The sequence below is a fragment of the Paenibacillus sp. RC73 genome (assembly GCF_044908085.1).
GTDB classification, from domain to species: domain Bacteria; phylum Bacillota; class Bacilli; order Paenibacillales; family Paenibacillaceae; genus Paenibacillus; species Paenibacillus terrae_A.
Genome location: NZ_JBIYCV010000005.1, coordinates 413,220 through 429,468, shown reverse-complemented (window position 1 = coordinate 429,468; position 16,249 = coordinate 413,220). Strand labels below are relative to the sequence as shown.

Annotated in this window: 16 protein-coding genes; 10 read left to right on the top strand and 6 right to left on the bottom strand. The window is 47.1% G+C overall.

The features are described from left to right. Positions 1-3 precede the first annotated feature (3 nt). The gene (locus ABH897_RS15040) at positions 4-144 is read right to left on the bottom strand and encodes a hypothetical protein (RefSeq protein WP_404592330.1); all 141 of its coding nucleotides are present in this window, start codon (positions 142-144) and stop codon (positions 4-6) included. Between the two features lie 34 nt (positions 145-178). On the opposite strand from ABH897_RS15040, the gene ABH897_RS15035 reads away from it, so the two are divergent. Together ABH897_RS15035 and ABH897_RS15030 are read left to right on the top strand one after the other, a co-directional pair. Next, positions 179-2,080 carry a serine hydrolase domain-containing protein gene (locus ABH897_RS15035; RefSeq protein ID WP_404592328.1) on the top strand — a complete coding sequence of 634 codons (1,902 nt, stop codon included), beginning with the start codon at positions 179-181 and terminating at the stop codon, positions 2,078-2,080. A gap of 166 nt (positions 2,081-2,246) precedes the next feature. Beyond that, complete coding sequence (locus ABH897_RS15030; protein ID WP_404592326.1) at positions 2,247-5,282, top strand: chitinase N-terminal domain-containing protein; 3,036 nt, start codon at positions 2,247-2,249, stop codon at positions 5,280-5,282. A gap of 145 nt (positions 5,283-5,427) precedes the next feature. Here the strand turns inward: ABH897_RS15030 and ABH897_RS15025 are convergent, their stop codons facing one another. Together ABH897_RS15025 and ABH897_RS15020 are read right to left on the bottom strand one after the other, a co-directional pair. Then, complete coding sequence (locus ABH897_RS15025) at positions 5,428-5,562, bottom strand: hypothetical protein (RefSeq protein ID WP_404519059.1); 135 nt, start codon at positions 5,560-5,562, stop codon at positions 5,428-5,430. 29 nt (positions 5,563-5,591) lie between these two features. Next, positions 5,592-5,945 carry a hypothetical protein gene (locus tag ABH897_RS15020; protein WP_404519058.1) on the bottom strand — a complete coding sequence of 118 codons (354 nt, stop codon included), beginning with the start codon at positions 5,943-5,945 and terminating at the stop codon, positions 5,592-5,594. A 276-nt stretch (positions 5,946-6,221) separates the two neighbouring features. Here ABH897_RS15020 and greA point away from each other — a divergent pair, with 276 nt between their 5' ends. After that, positions 6,222-6,701 carry a transcription elongation factor GreA gene (gene greA / locus ABH897_RS15015; RefSeq protein WP_137063003.1) on the top strand — a complete coding sequence of 160 codons (480 nt, stop codon included), beginning with the start codon at positions 6,222-6,224 and terminating at the stop codon, positions 6,699-6,701. Between the two features lie 147 nt (positions 6,702-6,848). Here greA and ABH897_RS15010 read toward each other — a convergent pair whose 3' ends face one another. Together ABH897_RS15010 and ABH897_RS15005 are read right to left on the bottom strand one after the other, a co-directional pair. After that, positions 6,849-7,388 (bottom strand): transcription repressor NadR, encoded by a 540-nt coding sequence (locus tag ABH897_RS15010; protein WP_404580282.1) that lies wholly within the window; start codon positions 7,386-7,388, stop codon positions 6,849-6,851. Further along, on the bottom strand, positions 7,385-8,539 hold the full coding sequence (locus ABH897_RS15005) for an IscS subfamily cysteine desulfurase (RefSeq protein WP_404592325.1): 1,155 nt from the start codon (positions 8,537-8,539) through the stop codon (positions 7,385-7,387). Before ABH897_RS15005 ends, ABH897_RS15010 begins: the two co-directional genes overlap by 4 nt. A gap of 167 nt (positions 8,540-8,706) precedes the next feature. On the opposite strand from ABH897_RS15005, the gene nadA reads away from it, so the two are divergent. Further along, positions 8,707-9,813 (top strand): quinolinate synthase NadA, encoded by a 1,107-nt coding sequence (gene nadA / locus ABH897_RS15000; protein WP_283655883.1) that lies wholly within the window; start codon positions 8,707-8,709, stop codon positions 9,811-9,813. A gap of 9 nt (positions 9,814-9,822) precedes the next feature. Here the strand turns inward: nadA and ABH897_RS14995 are convergent, their stop codons facing one another. Then, entirely contained in the window at positions 9,823-11,181 is a 1,359-nt protein-coding gene (locus tag ABH897_RS14995; protein WP_283655884.1) for a PQQ-binding-like beta-propeller repeat protein, read from the bottom strand. Positions 11,182-11,416: 235 nt separating this feature from the next. Between ABH897_RS14995 and ABH897_RS14990 the strand changes: the two genes are divergently transcribed. The 6 genes from ABH897_RS14990 (at position 11,417) to ABH897_RS14965 (ending at position 16,234) form a co-directional block, all read left to right on the top strand. Then, positions 11,417-11,737 carry a hypothetical protein gene (locus ABH897_RS14990; RefSeq protein WP_404519053.1) on the top strand — a complete coding sequence of 107 codons (321 nt, stop codon included), beginning with the start codon at positions 11,417-11,419 and terminating at the stop codon, positions 11,735-11,737. Then, on the top strand, positions 11,703-12,536 hold the full coding sequence (gene yidC, locus ABH897_RS14985; protein WP_404592323.1) for a membrane protein insertase YidC: 834 nt from the start codon (positions 11,703-11,705) through the stop codon (positions 12,534-12,536). Before ABH897_RS14990 ends, yidC begins: the two co-directional genes overlap by 35 nt. Before the next feature lie 205 nt (positions 12,537-12,741). After that, a complete protein-coding gene (locus ABH897_RS14980) occupies positions 12,742-13,065 on the top strand; it encodes a hypothetical protein (RefSeq protein WP_404519051.1) in 324 nt (107 codons plus the stop codon). A 155-nt stretch (positions 13,066-13,220) separates the two neighbouring features. Beyond that, positions 13,221-13,874 (top strand): phosphatase PAP2 family protein, encoded by a 654-nt coding sequence (locus tag ABH897_RS14975; RefSeq protein ID WP_404519050.1) that lies wholly within the window; start codon positions 13,221-13,223, stop codon positions 13,872-13,874. Between the two features lie 300 nt (positions 13,875-14,174). Then, on the top strand, positions 14,175-14,885 hold the full coding sequence (locus ABH897_RS14970; protein WP_283655888.1) for a response regulator transcription factor: 711 nt from the start codon (positions 14,175-14,177) through the stop codon (positions 14,883-14,885). After that, entirely contained in the window at positions 14,882-16,234 is a 1,353-nt protein-coding gene (locus ABH897_RS14965; protein ID WP_283655889.1) for a sensor histidine kinase, read from the top strand. The genes ABH897_RS14970 and ABH897_RS14965 overlap by 4 nt, the downstream gene beginning before the upstream one ends. The last annotated feature ends 15 nt before the right edge of the window (positions 16,235-16,249 follow it).

Genomic DNA, 16,249 nt, shown 5'->3' with positions numbered 1-16,249 from the left:
TGCTTACGTGATTCGCTCAGGATTCGCTCTATCATCTGCACTCTCTCTATGGGAAGTGCGATGATTCCATAGCGCCATGCTGATGGCTCCGAATCCGAGTGAAAACATCTGCTCCGCTATGCAATCACCGCACCGTTCAATCAAGAAGCCAACTTCATACGTAAGGATGGTACTTCACATGAAGAATAGAGGCATTTGTTGCCTATCCGCATTCATTGCATCGTTGTTTCTCTGGAATCTGCTCATTGCTCCGGCAGGGGCAGCAGGCAACATAACGCCGAATTCATTGGAAAAAGCAGTGGATCACATCATGAACACAAAATTGGACAAATGGCATATTCCGGGGGCTGCCGTCGTCGTGACCCAGGGAGATCAAATACTTTTTAGCAAAGGGTATGGATATGCAGACCTGGAGAGAAAAACAGCCTTCGACCCGGCAAAGACCATTGTTCGTGTCGGCTCTCTAACCAAATCTTATAGTGCAAGCGCCGCTATGCAGATGGTCGAGCGAAACAAGCTTGATCTGAATGAAGACGTGAACAGCTATCTCTACAGCTATAAAGCTTCTCAATACCAGAATCAGCCTTTTAATCTGCATCAGCTTTTGACACATACCTCGGGATTGGACGAAGCGCTGTACGGCATTAACAGCTCGACCAAGGCAGGCTCTTTGCCTACAGAGCAGTATCTCAGCACTTATTTTCAAAATCAGCCGCCCATTCGCGAGCCCGGAATTCAGTTTGATTACAGTAATGTCGCCTACGGTCTGGTCGGTAATATAGTGGAGCAAGTGAGCGGTCAGGGACTGAATGATTACCTCCGTACACATCTGTTCCAGCCGATGAATATGCCTGGCGCGACACTGGATTTGCCGCTAAATAATCCGGCACTGGCTCAATCGTATCGGTGGAAACATGGAGCATATTTGAAACAGCCTTTTTCGTATATTAATCTGCCGGGAGCAGGAGCGTTGAACGTCACACCCAACGAATTTTCACATTATCTGATCACTCATTTAAACGAAGGCAGATATGAGGGGAGGGCGGTGCTCCAGCCCCAAACGGTAAAAGCCATGCATACACAGCAATTTGCAGCAGATCCACGTCTGGATGGCGTGGGCTACGGATTTTTCCGTGGCCAACTGGAGACGGGCGTACCCATGCTGTGGGCTACCGGGGAAATTGATGATTTTATTTCCGAAATGGTACTGATTCCGTCTCAAAAGATTGGAATTTTTGTGACCATTAATACGGCTGACACGGACACCCTGCTTCATGGAGAAGTCATAAATGCGATAGCCCAAATGCTGCCCGCAGAGCCGCAGGCCGATTCTCAGTCACTGGCTCCTTCTGCTACCCAAGTGAAGCTTCCGCCAGAGATCGAGGGCGTATATCAGGTGAATGTGAACCCCGTTCATGGGTGGGGGAAATGGATTCGGATGCTGGGAAGCATTAAATACACCGTTCAGATTCAAGATGATCATACGTTAATTGTTAACGGTGTGTACCCGAATGAAAATGAAGCAACGAACAAAGTTTTTCAAGCAGCAGGCGATGGGCTGTTTGTGGAAAAGGGGGGCCAGCTTAAAATTTTGCTGTATCCGCAAAACGGTACATGGATGATGGTCGCCCCGGATAGCAAGACCATGAAGCAGACGGCACTTTGGCACCGTACCTGGACGCTGCTTGTCAACTACGCTGCTGCCTCCTTGTTTTTTATCACAACCCTGCTGATTTGGGTCGTAAGGTATGCAATAAGATCTATCCGCAAAGATAAAACCCACATTTCTTCAACCCTTGCATTCATCGCGTTACTGAATACGATTTTTCTCGGCGTACAGTTTATTTATGGAAATAGTCAGATTGTATATGGCTATCCGGCCTGGTATGTCTGGGGGATTTGTACGCTCCCACTGATTTCAGCGCTCATTGCTGTATGGGTATTGATCGTGAATGGTGCAAAGCTGATTACGGGGGAAAGGAGAGGTAGAGCCACAGGCAAAATCCTGTTTGCGGTGCTCACATTGCTGCATACCGTATATCTTTTTTATTGGAATTTTCTCCCTGTCCATTATTCCTAAACATTCTAAGCATTTTGCATAAATCCCAAGAGCCATTTTTTAATCAGCCATATAGAGATGGAAACTAATTTACAAAACATTGCATGTCCGATCATAAATGAATGCTAAAATTTATACTTGGTTCCCCATCAACCGGGGGCGCAAACTAACATACAGGAGGAATAGAATGGGAATCTTTCGCAGTTTTACATCCCGTGGCTTCAAATATGTAACCGCTATGGTGTTCACTTTGTCATTGTACGCTGGTGTTGCGAGCAGCCTAAACCCTGCATCGGCGGAAGGTCCGGCTGATCCGGCCCCTTTTATCGCCGCCAAGGTGGTCAATGAGAATGCTGGCAAAAAAGTATTGTTCGATAATACACACGGACAGACAGCTGGCGCTGCAGACTGGGTCATTGACGGAGGTTTTTCAGACTTTGGACAGGCCCTCGCGAATCGTGGCTATGATGTACATGAGCTTCGCAAATCTACGCCGATTACTTACAATGATCTGAAGGATTATGATGTATTTGTGACAGCAGAGCCGAATATTCCTTTCAAACAAAGCGAACAGGCTGCGATGGAGCAGTATGTCAAAGCAGGCAACAGCATTTTCTTCATTGGAGATCACTATAATGCGGACCGCAACAAGAACCGTTGGGACGGATCGGAGAGTATTAACGGCTACCGTCGCGGAGCATGGGAAGATCCTGCGAAGGGAATGGGCGCGGAAGAAAGAAGCTCGGCGGCGATGCAGGGCGTAGTCAGCTCGGATTGGCTGGGTAGCCAGTTTGGTGTGCGTTTTCGCTACAATGCATTAGGCGATATTACCGCTAATCAAGTTGTCGAGCCAGCGCAGGCGTTCGGCATTACAGCTGGAGTGAGCAATGTCGCAATGCATGCAGGATCAACACTGGCGATTATCGACCCGGCGAAAGCCAAGGGGATCGTATATCTCCCTAAAACCAATCAGGCTTGGGGCAACGCGGTAGATCAGGGCGTCTATAACGGAGGCGGCATACCGGAAGGACCCTATGCAGCCGTATCCAAAGTAGGACTCGGTAAAGCTGCCTTTCTAGGGGACTCATCTCCTGTTGAAGATGCGACGCCAAAATATCTGCGCGAAGAGACAGGAACCAAGAAGACGACGTATGACGGCTTTAAGGAGCAGGATGATGCCGTGTTGCTGGTTAATATCGTCGATTGGTTATCCAAGAAGGAGAACTACACCAGTCTGACGGATGTGAAAAGCTTGCAGCTTGATCAGCCGACAGCACTGCTGCCTTTTGAGGAGCCGCAGGCTTCGACGGAGCCACAAGCCGAGCCTTGGTCTGCTCCTGCAGCAGGTTACAAGTGGTGGGATCAGCAGACGTACAAGCCTGGAGCCTATGGTAGCTCGACAGCCAGTACGCAGCCTGTTTACAGCATCGTCCGTCAGGATCAGCTGCCCAATGCAGAGCCTTTTCAAATTCGAATTACTGCGGACCAACTGGCTCCGAATACCACGATTAGCGGATTCAGCGCAGGCATTTATGTAGCGGGCGGCAATCAGGTAGCCCAGATTCAAAACCAGGATGGCACCTGGCCGACCTCGTACGGCTATAGCGGAGCATTCAGCCTGGAGTCCGACAGCAAGGGACATGCCTACAAAGACCTCACCGTACGGATTAAGCCGGGAACCAGCGGTTCGGCCAGTCTTAGGCTGAGACAAAACGGCAGCAACCTGTTGACCCAATCGGTCGTGCTGGCAGATGTTCCGGCCCAGCCGTTGCCAGAGGAAGGGAATACTGTTCCGGCTCGTATCAGTGTTGCAGAAGCACGGAGCCTCCCGGCTGGCAAAGTTGTTACATTGGCAGGTACGGTGACGACCGAGCCGGGTGCATATGGCGGTCAAGCCTTTTATATGCAGGATGAAAGCGGCGGTATTTATGTATATCAAAACCAAAGCGGTTTTCACCAAGGCGATCAGGTGAAGATTACGGCAACCTTGGCGCTGTATAACAGCGAGCTGGAGCTGACCGATCCGGTGGCTATTGAAAAAACAGGAGAAGGACAGCTTCCGGAAGCTCTACAGATCACCGAACTAAGCGATGCTAACCAAGGGCAGTTGGTCGAGCTTCCACAGGCCATCATTCGTAATGTAGCAGACGCGACTCCCATCGGTTCGTTTGAATTTGATGCGGTGTCCGGCGAAGTAAGCCACCATGTGCGTGTGGATGCACGTACAGGCGTAACACGGACCTCTTTTCCATATCAAGAAGGACAGCAAGTGAGGATTAAGGGAATTTCAGCGATTTTCAAAGGGAATTACCAGTTAAAGCCTCGTGGTCTTGCTGATTTTACAGCTCAGGCAGGGGCGGCATTGCAAGAAGTGAAGCTTTCGCTGGATCAAACAACCCTTAATGTTGGGGATACAGCAGTAACACATCTCAGTGGTACGCTCACAGATGGCAGCAAAGCGGATTTAAGTCATGCTTCCGTTCAGTATGCCAGCAGTCATGAGTCTGTTACCCTCGATACGTATGGACAAATTAAGGCAGAAAAAGAGGGGAGCGCCGAAATTACGGCCAGCGTAACCCTGGACGGTAAAACCGTCGTATCCAATCCAGTAACCGTTACAGTCCGGAAAGCTGCTGCAGGCGAAGTGCCGGGCAAACCTGTATTGTCCCATGATAACGGGCAGAATACCGGATTGAAGGACGGCGATTATAATATCACTATGAATCTATGGTGGGGTACGAACGGTGATGAACTCAAGCTGTATGAAAACGGCGAGCTGATCGGGACTCAACCGTTGAAATCCGCCTCCCCCGGGGCACAGAAAGCAGTCATCCCGGTAACGGGCAAGGCAAATGGCACTTATACGTACAACGCCGAGCTGATCAACGCTTCCGGTAAAACGGTTAGTGATCCGTTAACCGTCGAAGTGACCGATGCTTCGCCCGGCATTCCGGTGCTGTCTCACAACAACTGGGATGGTGACGGCAATTACACCGTTGCTGTGAACATGTGGTGGGGCACGAATGCGACCCAATACAATTTATATGAAAATGGCGAGCTGATCGACACGCAAGAGCTACCGAACCAAACGCCGCAGGCTCAAAGTGCAGTCACAGATATCCAAGGCCGCAAATCGGGCACTTATGAGTATCGGGCCGAGCTGGTCAATGCCTCAGGAGAAACTTTTGGCAAAACGATAATCGTCGAAGTGAAGGACCGTTAAATCGTAAGAGCATCTATTGACTTCTCAATTGTCGATAGATGCTCTTTTTTTAATTCAGGCTGTTACTCCTATGTCTGACCATCGCTTCTCATATTGTATATCGGTATTATTACAAAAAAGCCCCCGGAAACGGGGACCTGACCATTTAAGGTTGGGTTGGTTGAGCCGAGAGATTCTCTATATTGGTGGAGCCAAAGAAGAATAAAACAACCAGAATTGTAATAATAACAAACTCTGCAAAATGCTCTCCATCAAACTCACTTGGTACAAGCTCACTCACCACAAATAACCCCTTTCGTAATCGGCATATTACTTTTGCATTTTCTTTTGAAAGGCTTGTATCACTTGATCCAGCGTCATATTCCCGTTATCATTTAAAAATTTCACCATATTATCGACATTGGAAGAGTCTGCTGCTAATGTTTTGTATTTTCCCGTTAATCCCACAAGCAGCGTTGCTTGTCTGTATAAAGTAACGGAATCGACATGTAGCTTTCCTGTTAATAACAGGGCTGCTACGATGACCTCCACATTTTTTCCATGCAGGGCGGAGAAGATAGCCGAGTTACTATTTAACCCATTTTTCTTTTGTCCGTTGGGGTTAGGGGATGATTTGGATTTTTGATTGCGATTTTGGTTTCCATTCTTTCCTAAGGAAGTCATTGAATCTTCCTCCCGCCATATGTTGTCCTTGCCATTGCGGGACAAGGACAACGGAACTGCACGTGCTCATTCAAAATGCCGTTATATTCATATGATATGCGAACCAGAGAGCGTTGGTTACTGTAAGAATAACCCTGTCTGGTTGAACCCGACTCCTATCACCCTGTAATTTCTTTTCGCATGTTGGCTCAATATAGAGTAAACTACAATAAAGAAAGCCAAATGCGTTGGTAATCGAATGATGCAAAATGCTGAAATAGGAGTTGTAGATAAAATATGTCGAATGAAGAAGTTTTGTTGACTAAAGAGGGATTGACCAAGCTGGAGGATGAGCTTAAGGAACTAAAGACCGTAAAACGCAAGGAACTCGCCGAACGGCTTAAGCTGGCTATCAGCTACGGCGATTTGAAAGAAAATAGTGAGTATCACTCAGCGAAGGACGACCAAGCATTTATGGAAACCCGGATTCTCATATTGGAGAAGATGCTGACCAAAGCTCGGGTCGTGGATGAGAGCAGTTTGGATCTTAGAACCGTTAGTATCGGATCGACAGTCATTCTGAATGACATCGAATTTTCTGAGAAGATGGAGTACAAAATTGTAAGTCCTGCTGAGGCGGACGTGCTGGATAATAAAATTTCCTACGAAAGCCCTCTAGGAAAGGAACTTTTGGGTAAAGAAGTAGGCAGTATCGTTCATGTGAATGCACCCATGGCTGTCATCAAATACGAACTGCTCGAAATTAAGCTGACGTAATCCGTTCCCGATTCCCTTTTATGAGGGGGCCGGGATTTTTACTTTTTAATGAGCATAATTTTAGGGCTAAAGCCGCCCCCACAGGAGCGCAGAGTGCGCTCCACATGCGAGACAGGGGTTACATAGTATCTGCTATAACACTGCAAGCTAGTCCGTCATTAGAAAACCGGCATTCTCCAATGCGGCACAGGCTTCATTAATTTTAGCTTCATCAGGGGCATGCAAGGTATGAAGGTGAATACCTCCGGTCAGCTGGGACAGATAGGTCGCTTGGGTGGAGCTGATTTTGCGGATAAAATCGTCCACTTCCTTGCGGGTTCCGACCCGAATCGGAGCAGTCAGATCACCGTATACGGGATGCTCTACAATAACATCCTGTACACTTACGCCATAGTCGACGATCAGCTTTAGTTCCTCTTCTGTCTGTTCAGGTCGGTGCTTGCACACGATAATACGTGAGGCCGGGGGAGCTTCCTGGCCCGCAGGTTCCATATAAATATATCCTTGGCTTGTCGCAAGAATAGGCTCTTGGCTAGCTTTTAACAGGGAAATATCCTGTACGATTACTTGTCTGGAGACGGAAGCCCTGCGTGCCAGCTCGCTCCCGGTCAGCGGGGACTCGCTCTTAAGCCACAGCAGTAGCTGTTCGCGGCGTTCCGTGCCCATCCGTTTTAAAGGTTCAATCAACGGGATAAGCTCCTTTCTTGTCTACTTGTCAGGTCTGTTAAAATATCCACCAACACATCCAGATCCCCGGTGGTTGTCGTTTTTCCGAAGGAAATACGGATAAATTGCAATGCTTCACGACCGGATGCTCCAAGCGCTTGCAAGGCAGGAGAAGGCTCATGATGTCCGGCGGAACAGGCGCTTCCGGTGGATATACAGACACCGCTACGGTTACATTCCAGCATAACATATTGTCCCTCATAACCGTGAAAAAAACATCCCAGTATATGACTGAGTCTCTCAATCTTATTGTTTTCTGGTGCGGCCAAACGCAATGGAATTGATCTTTCCTGAATTTTGGTGAAAAAATACTGTCTTAACCTAGCGTATCGTTCCTGATGTAGCTCCATTTGTTTTGTCATCATTTCCGCTGCCGCAACAAACGCCGCAATGCCGGGAACGTTGACCGTTCCGGGGCGAAACCCGTTTTCATGCAGTGTTTCAGGATACACAGGGCGCCACGGCGTTCCCGGCCTGAGATATACCGCCCCCACACCCTTGGGACCATACACTTTATGGCTTGATACGGAGAGGGCATCCACCCCCATGGCTGCTACATCAATGGGAATGTTGCCAAAGGTTTGCACCGCATCGCTATGCAGCAGAATCCCTCGTTCGCGTAGCAGGGGAGACAAGGCAGCAAGATCCTGAATAAGCCCGGTTTCCGAGTTGGCGTGCTGTACGGATACAAGCCCGGTGTTTTCTCTGAGATGAGGTAAGAGAATATCACGGGTGATTCGTCCTGCCTTGTCCGGCTGTACAATGGTCAGCTCATAGCCCTGCCGCTCCAGCAAAGCAGCCAGATTGTACATCGAATGGTGCTCCAGAGCGCTCATGATCCAGTGCTTTTTATGCTGTGGCAGGCCGTTCAGGATGGACTGTACAGCCAGCATGTTAGACTCCGTTCCCCCTGTTGTAAAATAAACTCCTTCCTTTTGGCCTCCAGTCATGTCTGCGATCCGTTGTCTGCTTAAATCCAGTGCATAAGCCGCTTGACCGCCTGCATCATGGAGGCTGCTGGCATTTCCGAACATTTCCTTATTTAATGTGTTATACATATTCAAAGCTTCGTCACACATCGGTGTAGAAGCGGCGTAGTCCAGATAAATCATGGCGAATCTCCCCCTGCTAAAAATAATTCCATCCAAAAAGCCTTGAGATTATTGTAGGCATGTGTAAATATAAGTGTCAAGACACTTGTAAACATATATGAACACACAACGCTTGTCTGTTACTGGGAAGACGGGCAGACAGCCGCAGAGATAATGGAGGGATTCAAATGTCTATGCTTGACGTTTTACAAGGAAATCGTGGACTCATGCCAGAGTACTACAAGACACTGGCGATTGCTGATATGGAGCAGCGTGTTGCCCAACTAAAGCAAAAATGGGGGCAAAAGCTGCTAATTCCGGGCCATCACTATCAGAAGGATGAGGTTATTCAGTTTGCAGATATGACAGGGGATTCCCTTCAGCTTGCCCAAATGGCGGCACAAAATCAGGAAGCAGAATTTATTGTGTTTTGTGGAGTACATTTTATGGCAGAAACAGCGGATATGCTGACTACGGATCGGCAAACGGTCGTGCTGCCGGATATGCGCGCAGGATGCTCGATGGCAGATATGGCCAATATGGAGCAGACAGAGCGGGCCTGGAAGCATTTGCAGGAGATGGTGGGCGACACGATCATCCCACTGACCTATGTGAATTCCACGGCAGAAATTAAAGCTTTTGTGGGGAGACATGGCGGGGCTACGGTGACCTCTTCGAATGCCAAGCAAGTGCTGGACTGGGCGCTGAAGCAGAAGGAACGCATTTTGTTTTTGCCGGATCAGCACCTGGGCCGCAACACAGCTTATGATCTTGGAGTTCCGCTGAATGAAATGGCGGTGTGGAATCCAATGACCGATCAACTGGAGACGGACCGTGACCCGGCAGAAGTAAAAATTATTTTATGGAAAGGGCATTGCTCTGTTCATGAAAAATTTACAGTCGAAAATATCCATCGTATCCGTGAGCGTGACGAGAGCATCCGGGTCATCGTTCACCCCGAATGCTCCTATGAGGTTGTTCAGCTTGCAGATTGCGCAGGCTCCACGAAATTCATCATCGACACGATCCATGCGGCAGAGCCGGGGACAAAATGGGCCGTTGGCACGGAAATGAATCTCGTGCAGCGTATCCGGCAGCAGTACCCCGAACAGCAAATTGAATCGCTCAATCCCGATATGTGTCCCTGCCTGACGATGAACCGGATTGATCTTCCCCATCTGCTGTGGGCGATGGAGCAGATTGACCGTGGAGAGCCTGTGGGTGTGATTCGTGTTAACGATCAGATTAGGCAGGATGCTGTGCTGGCCCTGAACCGTATGCTTGCTATTCGTTAAGGTTTGAAATTATTTTAAAGAAGCAGGGAGCTTGACAGCATGCAGACGGTTGCCGCTTTGAATAAATATCATTCCGCCGGATTTGAGCGTTGGACCGAAGGAGCGTGATCCAATGTTGACGGTAAACACGGGTTTCAAGGTCATCAGGTCATAACCATGAAACACGCCATCTGATTGTCCAACATAGACCCCTTTGCCGAATACGTCAGCCTGAATGGTTGGATTATCACCGTAATCATAATGGATGAATTGCCCGGAAGCCAGCTTCATGGCAATCAGTCCGCCCGTACTAAAATCCTGGTAGAACATGCGACCTTCATGAATGGACCATAAAGGAACAAGCTGCTCATAGCCATTTTGCGACCACTTGCGAGCAGGTTTGCTGTCTGGCTTGTAGTTCCAGAAGTCATAGGAAGCCAGTGCCTTTCCCTGAAAAACATAAAGGTCTTTGCCGTCCAGAAAAGCAGAGCCATAAATGCCCCCGGATCGGAAGATACCGTCTTTATTCTCAGGGTCAGTCCAGCGGTATTGACGCTCTCCTTTGGATTCTCCTGTCTTGAGATTATACTGTGCTATCGTAATCTTTCTGTTTACCGGGTCGTCATCAATCATAAACGTGTTGACAACAGAGTAGACGACCCCGTCTTTAACGGTTAGTGGAAAGGATGTTCTGAAGCTTTCCCAAAGCTTTTTGCCAGTTTTAGCGTCATATGCATTGATCTGTTCATAGGTTAGGCTGCCCTGTACGTTATAATTGCGGATAAGGACACCATTAGTTTCCATTAGCTCGTTCAGACCGTGGTACGAGTCCTTATCCTCACTGATTTTCCATTTGAGCTTGCCGCTGGCAGCATCAACGGCAGCCGTTTGCTCCGACTGTGTAATGTATACTGTAGAGTCGATTCTATAAATATGATCTGCCTTAGTAAATCCTAACGAAGTGGTCCATGCTTTCTTGCCTGATTCTGTAACGGCATAGATGGAGCCACTTTGTGTCATTCCGTAGATGGAGCCGTTGCTATAAATCAAAACAGGGGTAAGCTGATCGCCATATTGCCACAATTTCCGGCCCGAAGTACCTTCAAGGGCAACTAGTCTGTGGTTAGAATCCACTGCGAATACCTTACCGTTTTCCGCAACCGCAACCGCCTGTTCCGAAACCTGATTTCTATCGATTGGGATAACGGGAAAAGACCAGGAAGGTTTAATCACAGGCGCTTGGATTGGAGAACTATAAGCCCCGTTGCTCATAGAGACTGTCGATTGCTCTGCATTTGCTGTTAAGGCAAAACCACCGCCAGTCAAAGGCAGCCCGATGCTGACTATCGCCAATCCTGTTAGCAATGAGCTATGTACCGTTTTTTTCATACATGCTTGCTCCTTTAATAGTTAATTGGTGAGTAAGGCTTTTGGTAAACTTCTCTTTGATTAGACTGTAAAAAAAACCAAAAGTTTCATAATCCATTTCATTTCAGTTTTTTTCGAGTAAGAGGGATGCTTCAATTCAGTAGTACGCCAACCCGTTGAACCTCTTTCTAATGTAATAGTCGCTTGTCTGGTTTCGTGCTATAATCGGAGCAACGAACCGAAGGAGGTGAATCCCTTGTTTGAGCTTCAGGACCTGCTCCCCTATTTATTTACGATCGGCTTGCTGTGTACGGTAACCTACGCATATCTCGCTCATTTGTACGGCAATGTGCCCGAATGCTGGATAGAAGGCGGGGCCGTACGGTCGCATGCTTCTCCGCTGATGCCGTTAACTGCCCGTGGGCAGGACATGCCTGTCCGGCTGGCACGTCATATCCGGCGGAAGGAAGCGCCGGATGAAGACGCGTCAGATTGTTCCCTCTCGTTGAACGATGGCACAGCCAATCAACGAGGAGGAACATATGAAACGATTCAAGGGATTCACTTTTTGGGGTAAAAAAGAACGGATATTTGGAATCATGTTAACGTTGGCGGTGGTTATGCTGCTTTCCGGCTGCGGTGCGAATGCTGCGGAAATTAATGCACAGACACCCGGATTTTTTAATCATTACGTGGTGTTCCCGCTATCCTGGCTCATTCAGCAACTAGCGCAATGGTTTGGCGGAAGCTTTGGGCTGGCGATCATGTCATTGACGTTAATCGTCCGTCTGGCGTTACTACCTCTTATGATGCGACAAACGCGCGCCCAACAGGGGATGAAGCGCAAAATGAGCGCTATGCAGCCTGATTTGGACCGCATTAAGAAAAAATACGAAAATAAGAAGGATACTGCCAGCCAGCAGAGTATGCAGCAGGAAATGATGTCGTTATACAAAGAGCATCAATTTAATCCGCTGAATATCGGTTGTCTGCCTATTCTCATTCAGCTCCCGATATTGAGCGGTATGTACACAGCCATCCGCTTAACCCCGGAGCTGGCGTCTCATTCGTTCCTATGGTTCCGACTTGGGCAGCCGGACTGGATTTTGGCAATCTTCGTCGCAGTCGTTTACTTGGCACAGGCCAAGCTATCCCAGCTTCAAATGACGGCTGACCAGCGCAAGCAGTTTGCGATCATGGGATATCTTTCGCCCATTATGATGGCTGTTTTTTCTTTTAATGCGCCTGCCGCCATGCCGTTATACTGGACGGTAAGTGGTACCTTTTTGCTGCTCCAGTCGCTATGGTTCCGTAGACGCTATCCAACGCAGGAAGCAGAGGATAAGGTTAAGCTTGGAGAAGTTACGCCAACCTAAAAAGAAGATGATGTTTGTTTAATATGGAAATTGCGTTTATATTTTGTAGCATGTAATTTATAATGACAGGATGCCATTCGGGCCGTTATAAGGCTTGAGTGGCATCCTTTTTTCCTATGCTTATTGTGGACAATTCGCTTGCGTTATTTTAGTCATTATGAAATCCTTATTGGATAAGTTAATTCTTAAAGTTGGGAGAGGCTATATGAAAACTTCAACCACGTCCATTGAATGGTATGAAAATCAAATCAGGGAGGACGGCTGCTATTGCATGAGAAGCATGCAAAAGACACCGGACATTTTTCTGGAAAATGGATTTCAGCATGTGGAAGACGCACCTTATTCTTTTCAGATGTATGTATACAAGCTTGATAGGGACCACTCTGATCCTTATTTTCCAAATAACTGGCTACAGCGGCTAGAGCGCTTTAGTGAAGGCTTGACCATCTTGCGAACTCATCAATGCCCCTATTTGGAGATTACCACGCAAAACGTAATTGAAGCGGCTGAGAAGGCAGGCATACTGTAACGGAGAGTTGATTTCATATCACAGGCTGACCCCGCGTTCTTTTGCCAAAAAGCTGAGCATGTTTTACGCTAAAAGCTAATTCTTTTGGTGAAATTATAAAAGGAATGTGGGTAAAGTAAAGACACGAAACGAACCTCATGGAGGACCAACAAGACATGAAACAAACACCAACAAAGCTCCCTATATCCTTGGCCCTGCTCACATGTGTAGTATGTGCGCTCGGTTTTGGTTTAATCGCCTTATGGGTTAGCGACCACCAAGTACAGCATTTTGACCAGAAAATCATTACGGATATTCAACAATTGGAGTCGCCTGCCATGACCCGTCTAATGAAATTTTTCACCATGATCGGCAGCGGAATTCCGGTTGTGATTATTATTTTAATCGCCATGTTTGTGCTGCACAGAGTATTGGGACATCGCAGAGAACTGCTATTTTTGGCGATTGCTGTGCTGGGATCAGCGCTGCTGAATACGGTTTTAAAATGGCTATTTCAGCGTGCGAGACCCGAAATTAACCGTATTATTGAAGCGAATGGATACAGCTTTCCGAGCGGACATTCCATGACCGCTTTTAGTATGTATGCGGCGTTGACGTTTTTAGTGTGGAAACATGTTCCTTCCAGGCCAGGCCGTATCCTTCTGATTGTGCTCAGTAGCCTGCTGATTATAGCGATAGGGACAAGCCGCATTTATTTGGGCGTGCACTATCCGAGCGACGTTGTGGGTGGCTATTTTATGAGTGGCTGCTGGATGGCGGCCTGTATTTGGTTTTATCAGCGTATATTAGCCAGTTCATTGACCCAGTGAAACAAAACATAGTCTACAATAATTAACATCAGCATTTTGCATCATTCGATTCCCAACGCTTAAAAGTACAATATATAGACAAACTAGAACATTTTGATCTATATATTGCTGATTTGAAATCGCTCTTGGGATTTATGCAAAATGCTCAACATGAATAAATTTCTCCTTAACATCAAAAAATTGAATTACAAAGTTATTTTATAGAGCGACTGCACGGATAAGAGCTTAAAATCAAATAAAAAAATGCATGTCTTCTCCATAACTCAATTTGTTTTTCTATAGAAATCAGGTGGTTTTGCGGTGAAAAAATCGGTACTGGTCATTGATGATGAAGAGAAAATATCCAGATTACTCCAATTGGAGTTATCCCACGAAGGATATGCAGTTGAAATTGCTCAAACGGGTAAAGAAGGATTAGAAAAAGCTTTGGCACACACATGGAATATCATCATTTTGGATGTGATGCTGCCGGAAATCAACGGGGTCGAGGTGCTAAAGCAGATTCGAAAAGTGGACAAGCATACGCCCGTAATTATGGTCACTGCACGTAACGCAACTACGGATAAGGTTTCTGGTCTGGATGAAGGTGCAAATGATTACATTACGAAGCCTTTTGAAATCGAGGAATTATTAGCACGGATGCGGGCCAGTATGAGACATCAATTGGAGTCCAAAGCTACCTCTTCACAAGAAGAGGACAAGCCGCCGTATCTTCAGGTCGATAGCTTGATGCTGGAACCCAAGACACGTTCTGTGGTGCGAGAAGGAAAGCGAATCGAACTGACGCCCAAAGAATTTGATCTGCTTCATTACCTCATGGAGCACAAAAATCAAGTATTGCAGCGAGATCAAATGATTCAGGACGTATGGGGGTTTGATTTTGTCGGCGATACGAATGTAGTCGATGTGTATATCCGATATGTTCGTAAAAAAATCGACCATGGCTACAAAAAAAAGCTGATTAAAACCGTGCGTGGCGTAGGGTATTGCATCAGGGAGGAAGACCATTGAAGCTGCGGACCAAAATTACTCTGCTCAGCTCGGTTCTGGTGATGACCATTCTCCTGTTTGTGGACGTCACCGTTCATCTGTTATTTGTCAAAATCGCCACTCGCAATGAAAGAGAAGTGCTGCAAAATAAGTGGACTGAAATCATTGCCGAAACCGGTTCCGCGATGATTCTGAAAAATGCATGGGGACCCGAGTTGAAAGATGAGCTTTCAGGAGACACAATCCTGAGGGTTTTTGACCAGCAATCCCGTCTTCTGTATGAAGTAAGTCGTCAGTCCCGCTTTAAGCTGGGCGATATACGTTTTAACCCTTCTCAAAGCTCACAGCTGACAGATGTACAGGGTCATAAAATTTTAGTAATTCATCTCCCAGTGCTTTCACCGGAAGGCAATCAGGAGGGAACGCTGGAGATCGTAGAAAAATGGGATGCGCTTGAAAATAATCTCGATATTTTAGATACGATTTTGGTCACCTCAACTACAGGCGCTATGCTGCTTAGTCTGGTAGGCAGCACGATTTTAGCGAATGCGATATTGCTACCGATTTCGAGCAGTATACAGACAATGCAGGAAATTGAAAGAAGCCTTAAATTCAAAAAAATCCCGGCTCGCACTCACAATCAAGATGAATTGTCTCAAATGACCGCGACCTTTAATCGAATGATGGACAGATTGGAAGAGAGCTTTCAAAGCCAGCAACAATTCGTCTCAGATGCTTCGCATGAGCTGAATACGACATTAATGATCATTGAGGGCTATGCTAACATGCTGCGGCGGTGGGGCACGCGTGACGAGGACATCTATAAGGAATCCATTGAATCCATCTATGAAGAAACTCAGCGCATGCGAACGATGACACAGCAATTACTGACTTTGGCTTCCTCACAGCAAAAAGAACCCGAGCCGTATGAACGGATAGAGCTGATCGGTTGCTGTCAACAGGTAATAGCGCATTTCAAGCCTGTACATGATCGTCAAATAACTATTTTTACAGATGAAAAAGAAATCTGGCTTGATGCCAACCTTGCAAAAATCAACCAGCTACTAGTTATCTTGCTTGATAATGCTTTAAAGTATAGCTCGGCTCCAATCGAAATATTGCTGTCTACAGATGAAAAGGATGTGTACATCCGGGTCAAGGATTATGGAATCGGGATACCAGTGGGCGAGGTCAAGCGAGTCTTTGAACGATTTTATCGGGTAGACAGCTCTCGACATCGTAAAACCGGAGGAACCGGGCTTGGGCTGCCGATTGCCAAGGCTATTACAGACATCCATCAGGGGACAATAGGTATGGAAAGCGTGGAAGGAGAAGGAACGGAGGTGACCGTCACACTGCCTCGAATATAACAGGAAGGGCTGTCC

What these genes read in the sequence shown, in the direction of transcription:
- ABH897_RS15035 (WP_404592328.1), top strand. Translation starts at nt 179, where the DNA reads ATGAAGAATAGAGGCATTTGTTGCCTATCCGCATTCATTGCATCGTTG.
- ABH897_RS15030 (WP_404592326.1), top strand. Translation starts at nt 2,247, where the DNA reads ATGGGAATCTTTCGCAGTTTTACATCCCGTGGCTTCAAATATGTAACC.
- ABH897_RS15020 (WP_404519058.1), bottom strand. Translation starts at nt 5,945, where the DNA reads ATGACTTCCTTAGGAAAGAATGGAAACCAAAATCGCAATCAAAAATCC.
- greA (WP_137063003.1), top strand. Translation starts at nt 6,222, where the DNA reads ATGTCGAATGAAGAAGTTTTGTTGACTAAAGAGGGATTGACCAAGCTG.
- ABH897_RS15005 (WP_404592325.1), bottom strand. Translation starts at nt 8,539, where the DNA reads ATGATTTATCTGGACTACGCCGCTTCTACACCGATGTGTGACGAAGCT.
- nadA (WP_283655883.1), top strand. Translation starts at nt 8,707, where the DNA reads ATGTCTATGCTTGACGTTTTACAAGGAAATCGTGGACTCATGCCAGAG.
- ABH897_RS14995 (WP_283655884.1), bottom strand. Translation starts at nt 11,181, where the DNA reads ATGAAAAAAACGGTACATAGCTCATTGCTAACAGGATTGGCGATAGTC.
- yidC (WP_404592323.1), top strand. Translation starts at nt 11,703, where the DNA reads ATGAAACGATTCAAGGGATTCACTTTTTGGGGTAAAAAAGAACGGATA.
- ABH897_RS14980 (WP_404519051.1), top strand. Translation starts at nt 12,742, where the DNA reads ATGAAAACTTCAACCACGTCCATTGAATGGTATGAAAATCAAATCAGG.
- ABH897_RS14975 (WP_404519050.1), top strand. Translation starts at nt 13,221, where the DNA reads ATGAAACAAACACCAACAAAGCTCCCTATATCCTTGGCCCTGCTCACA.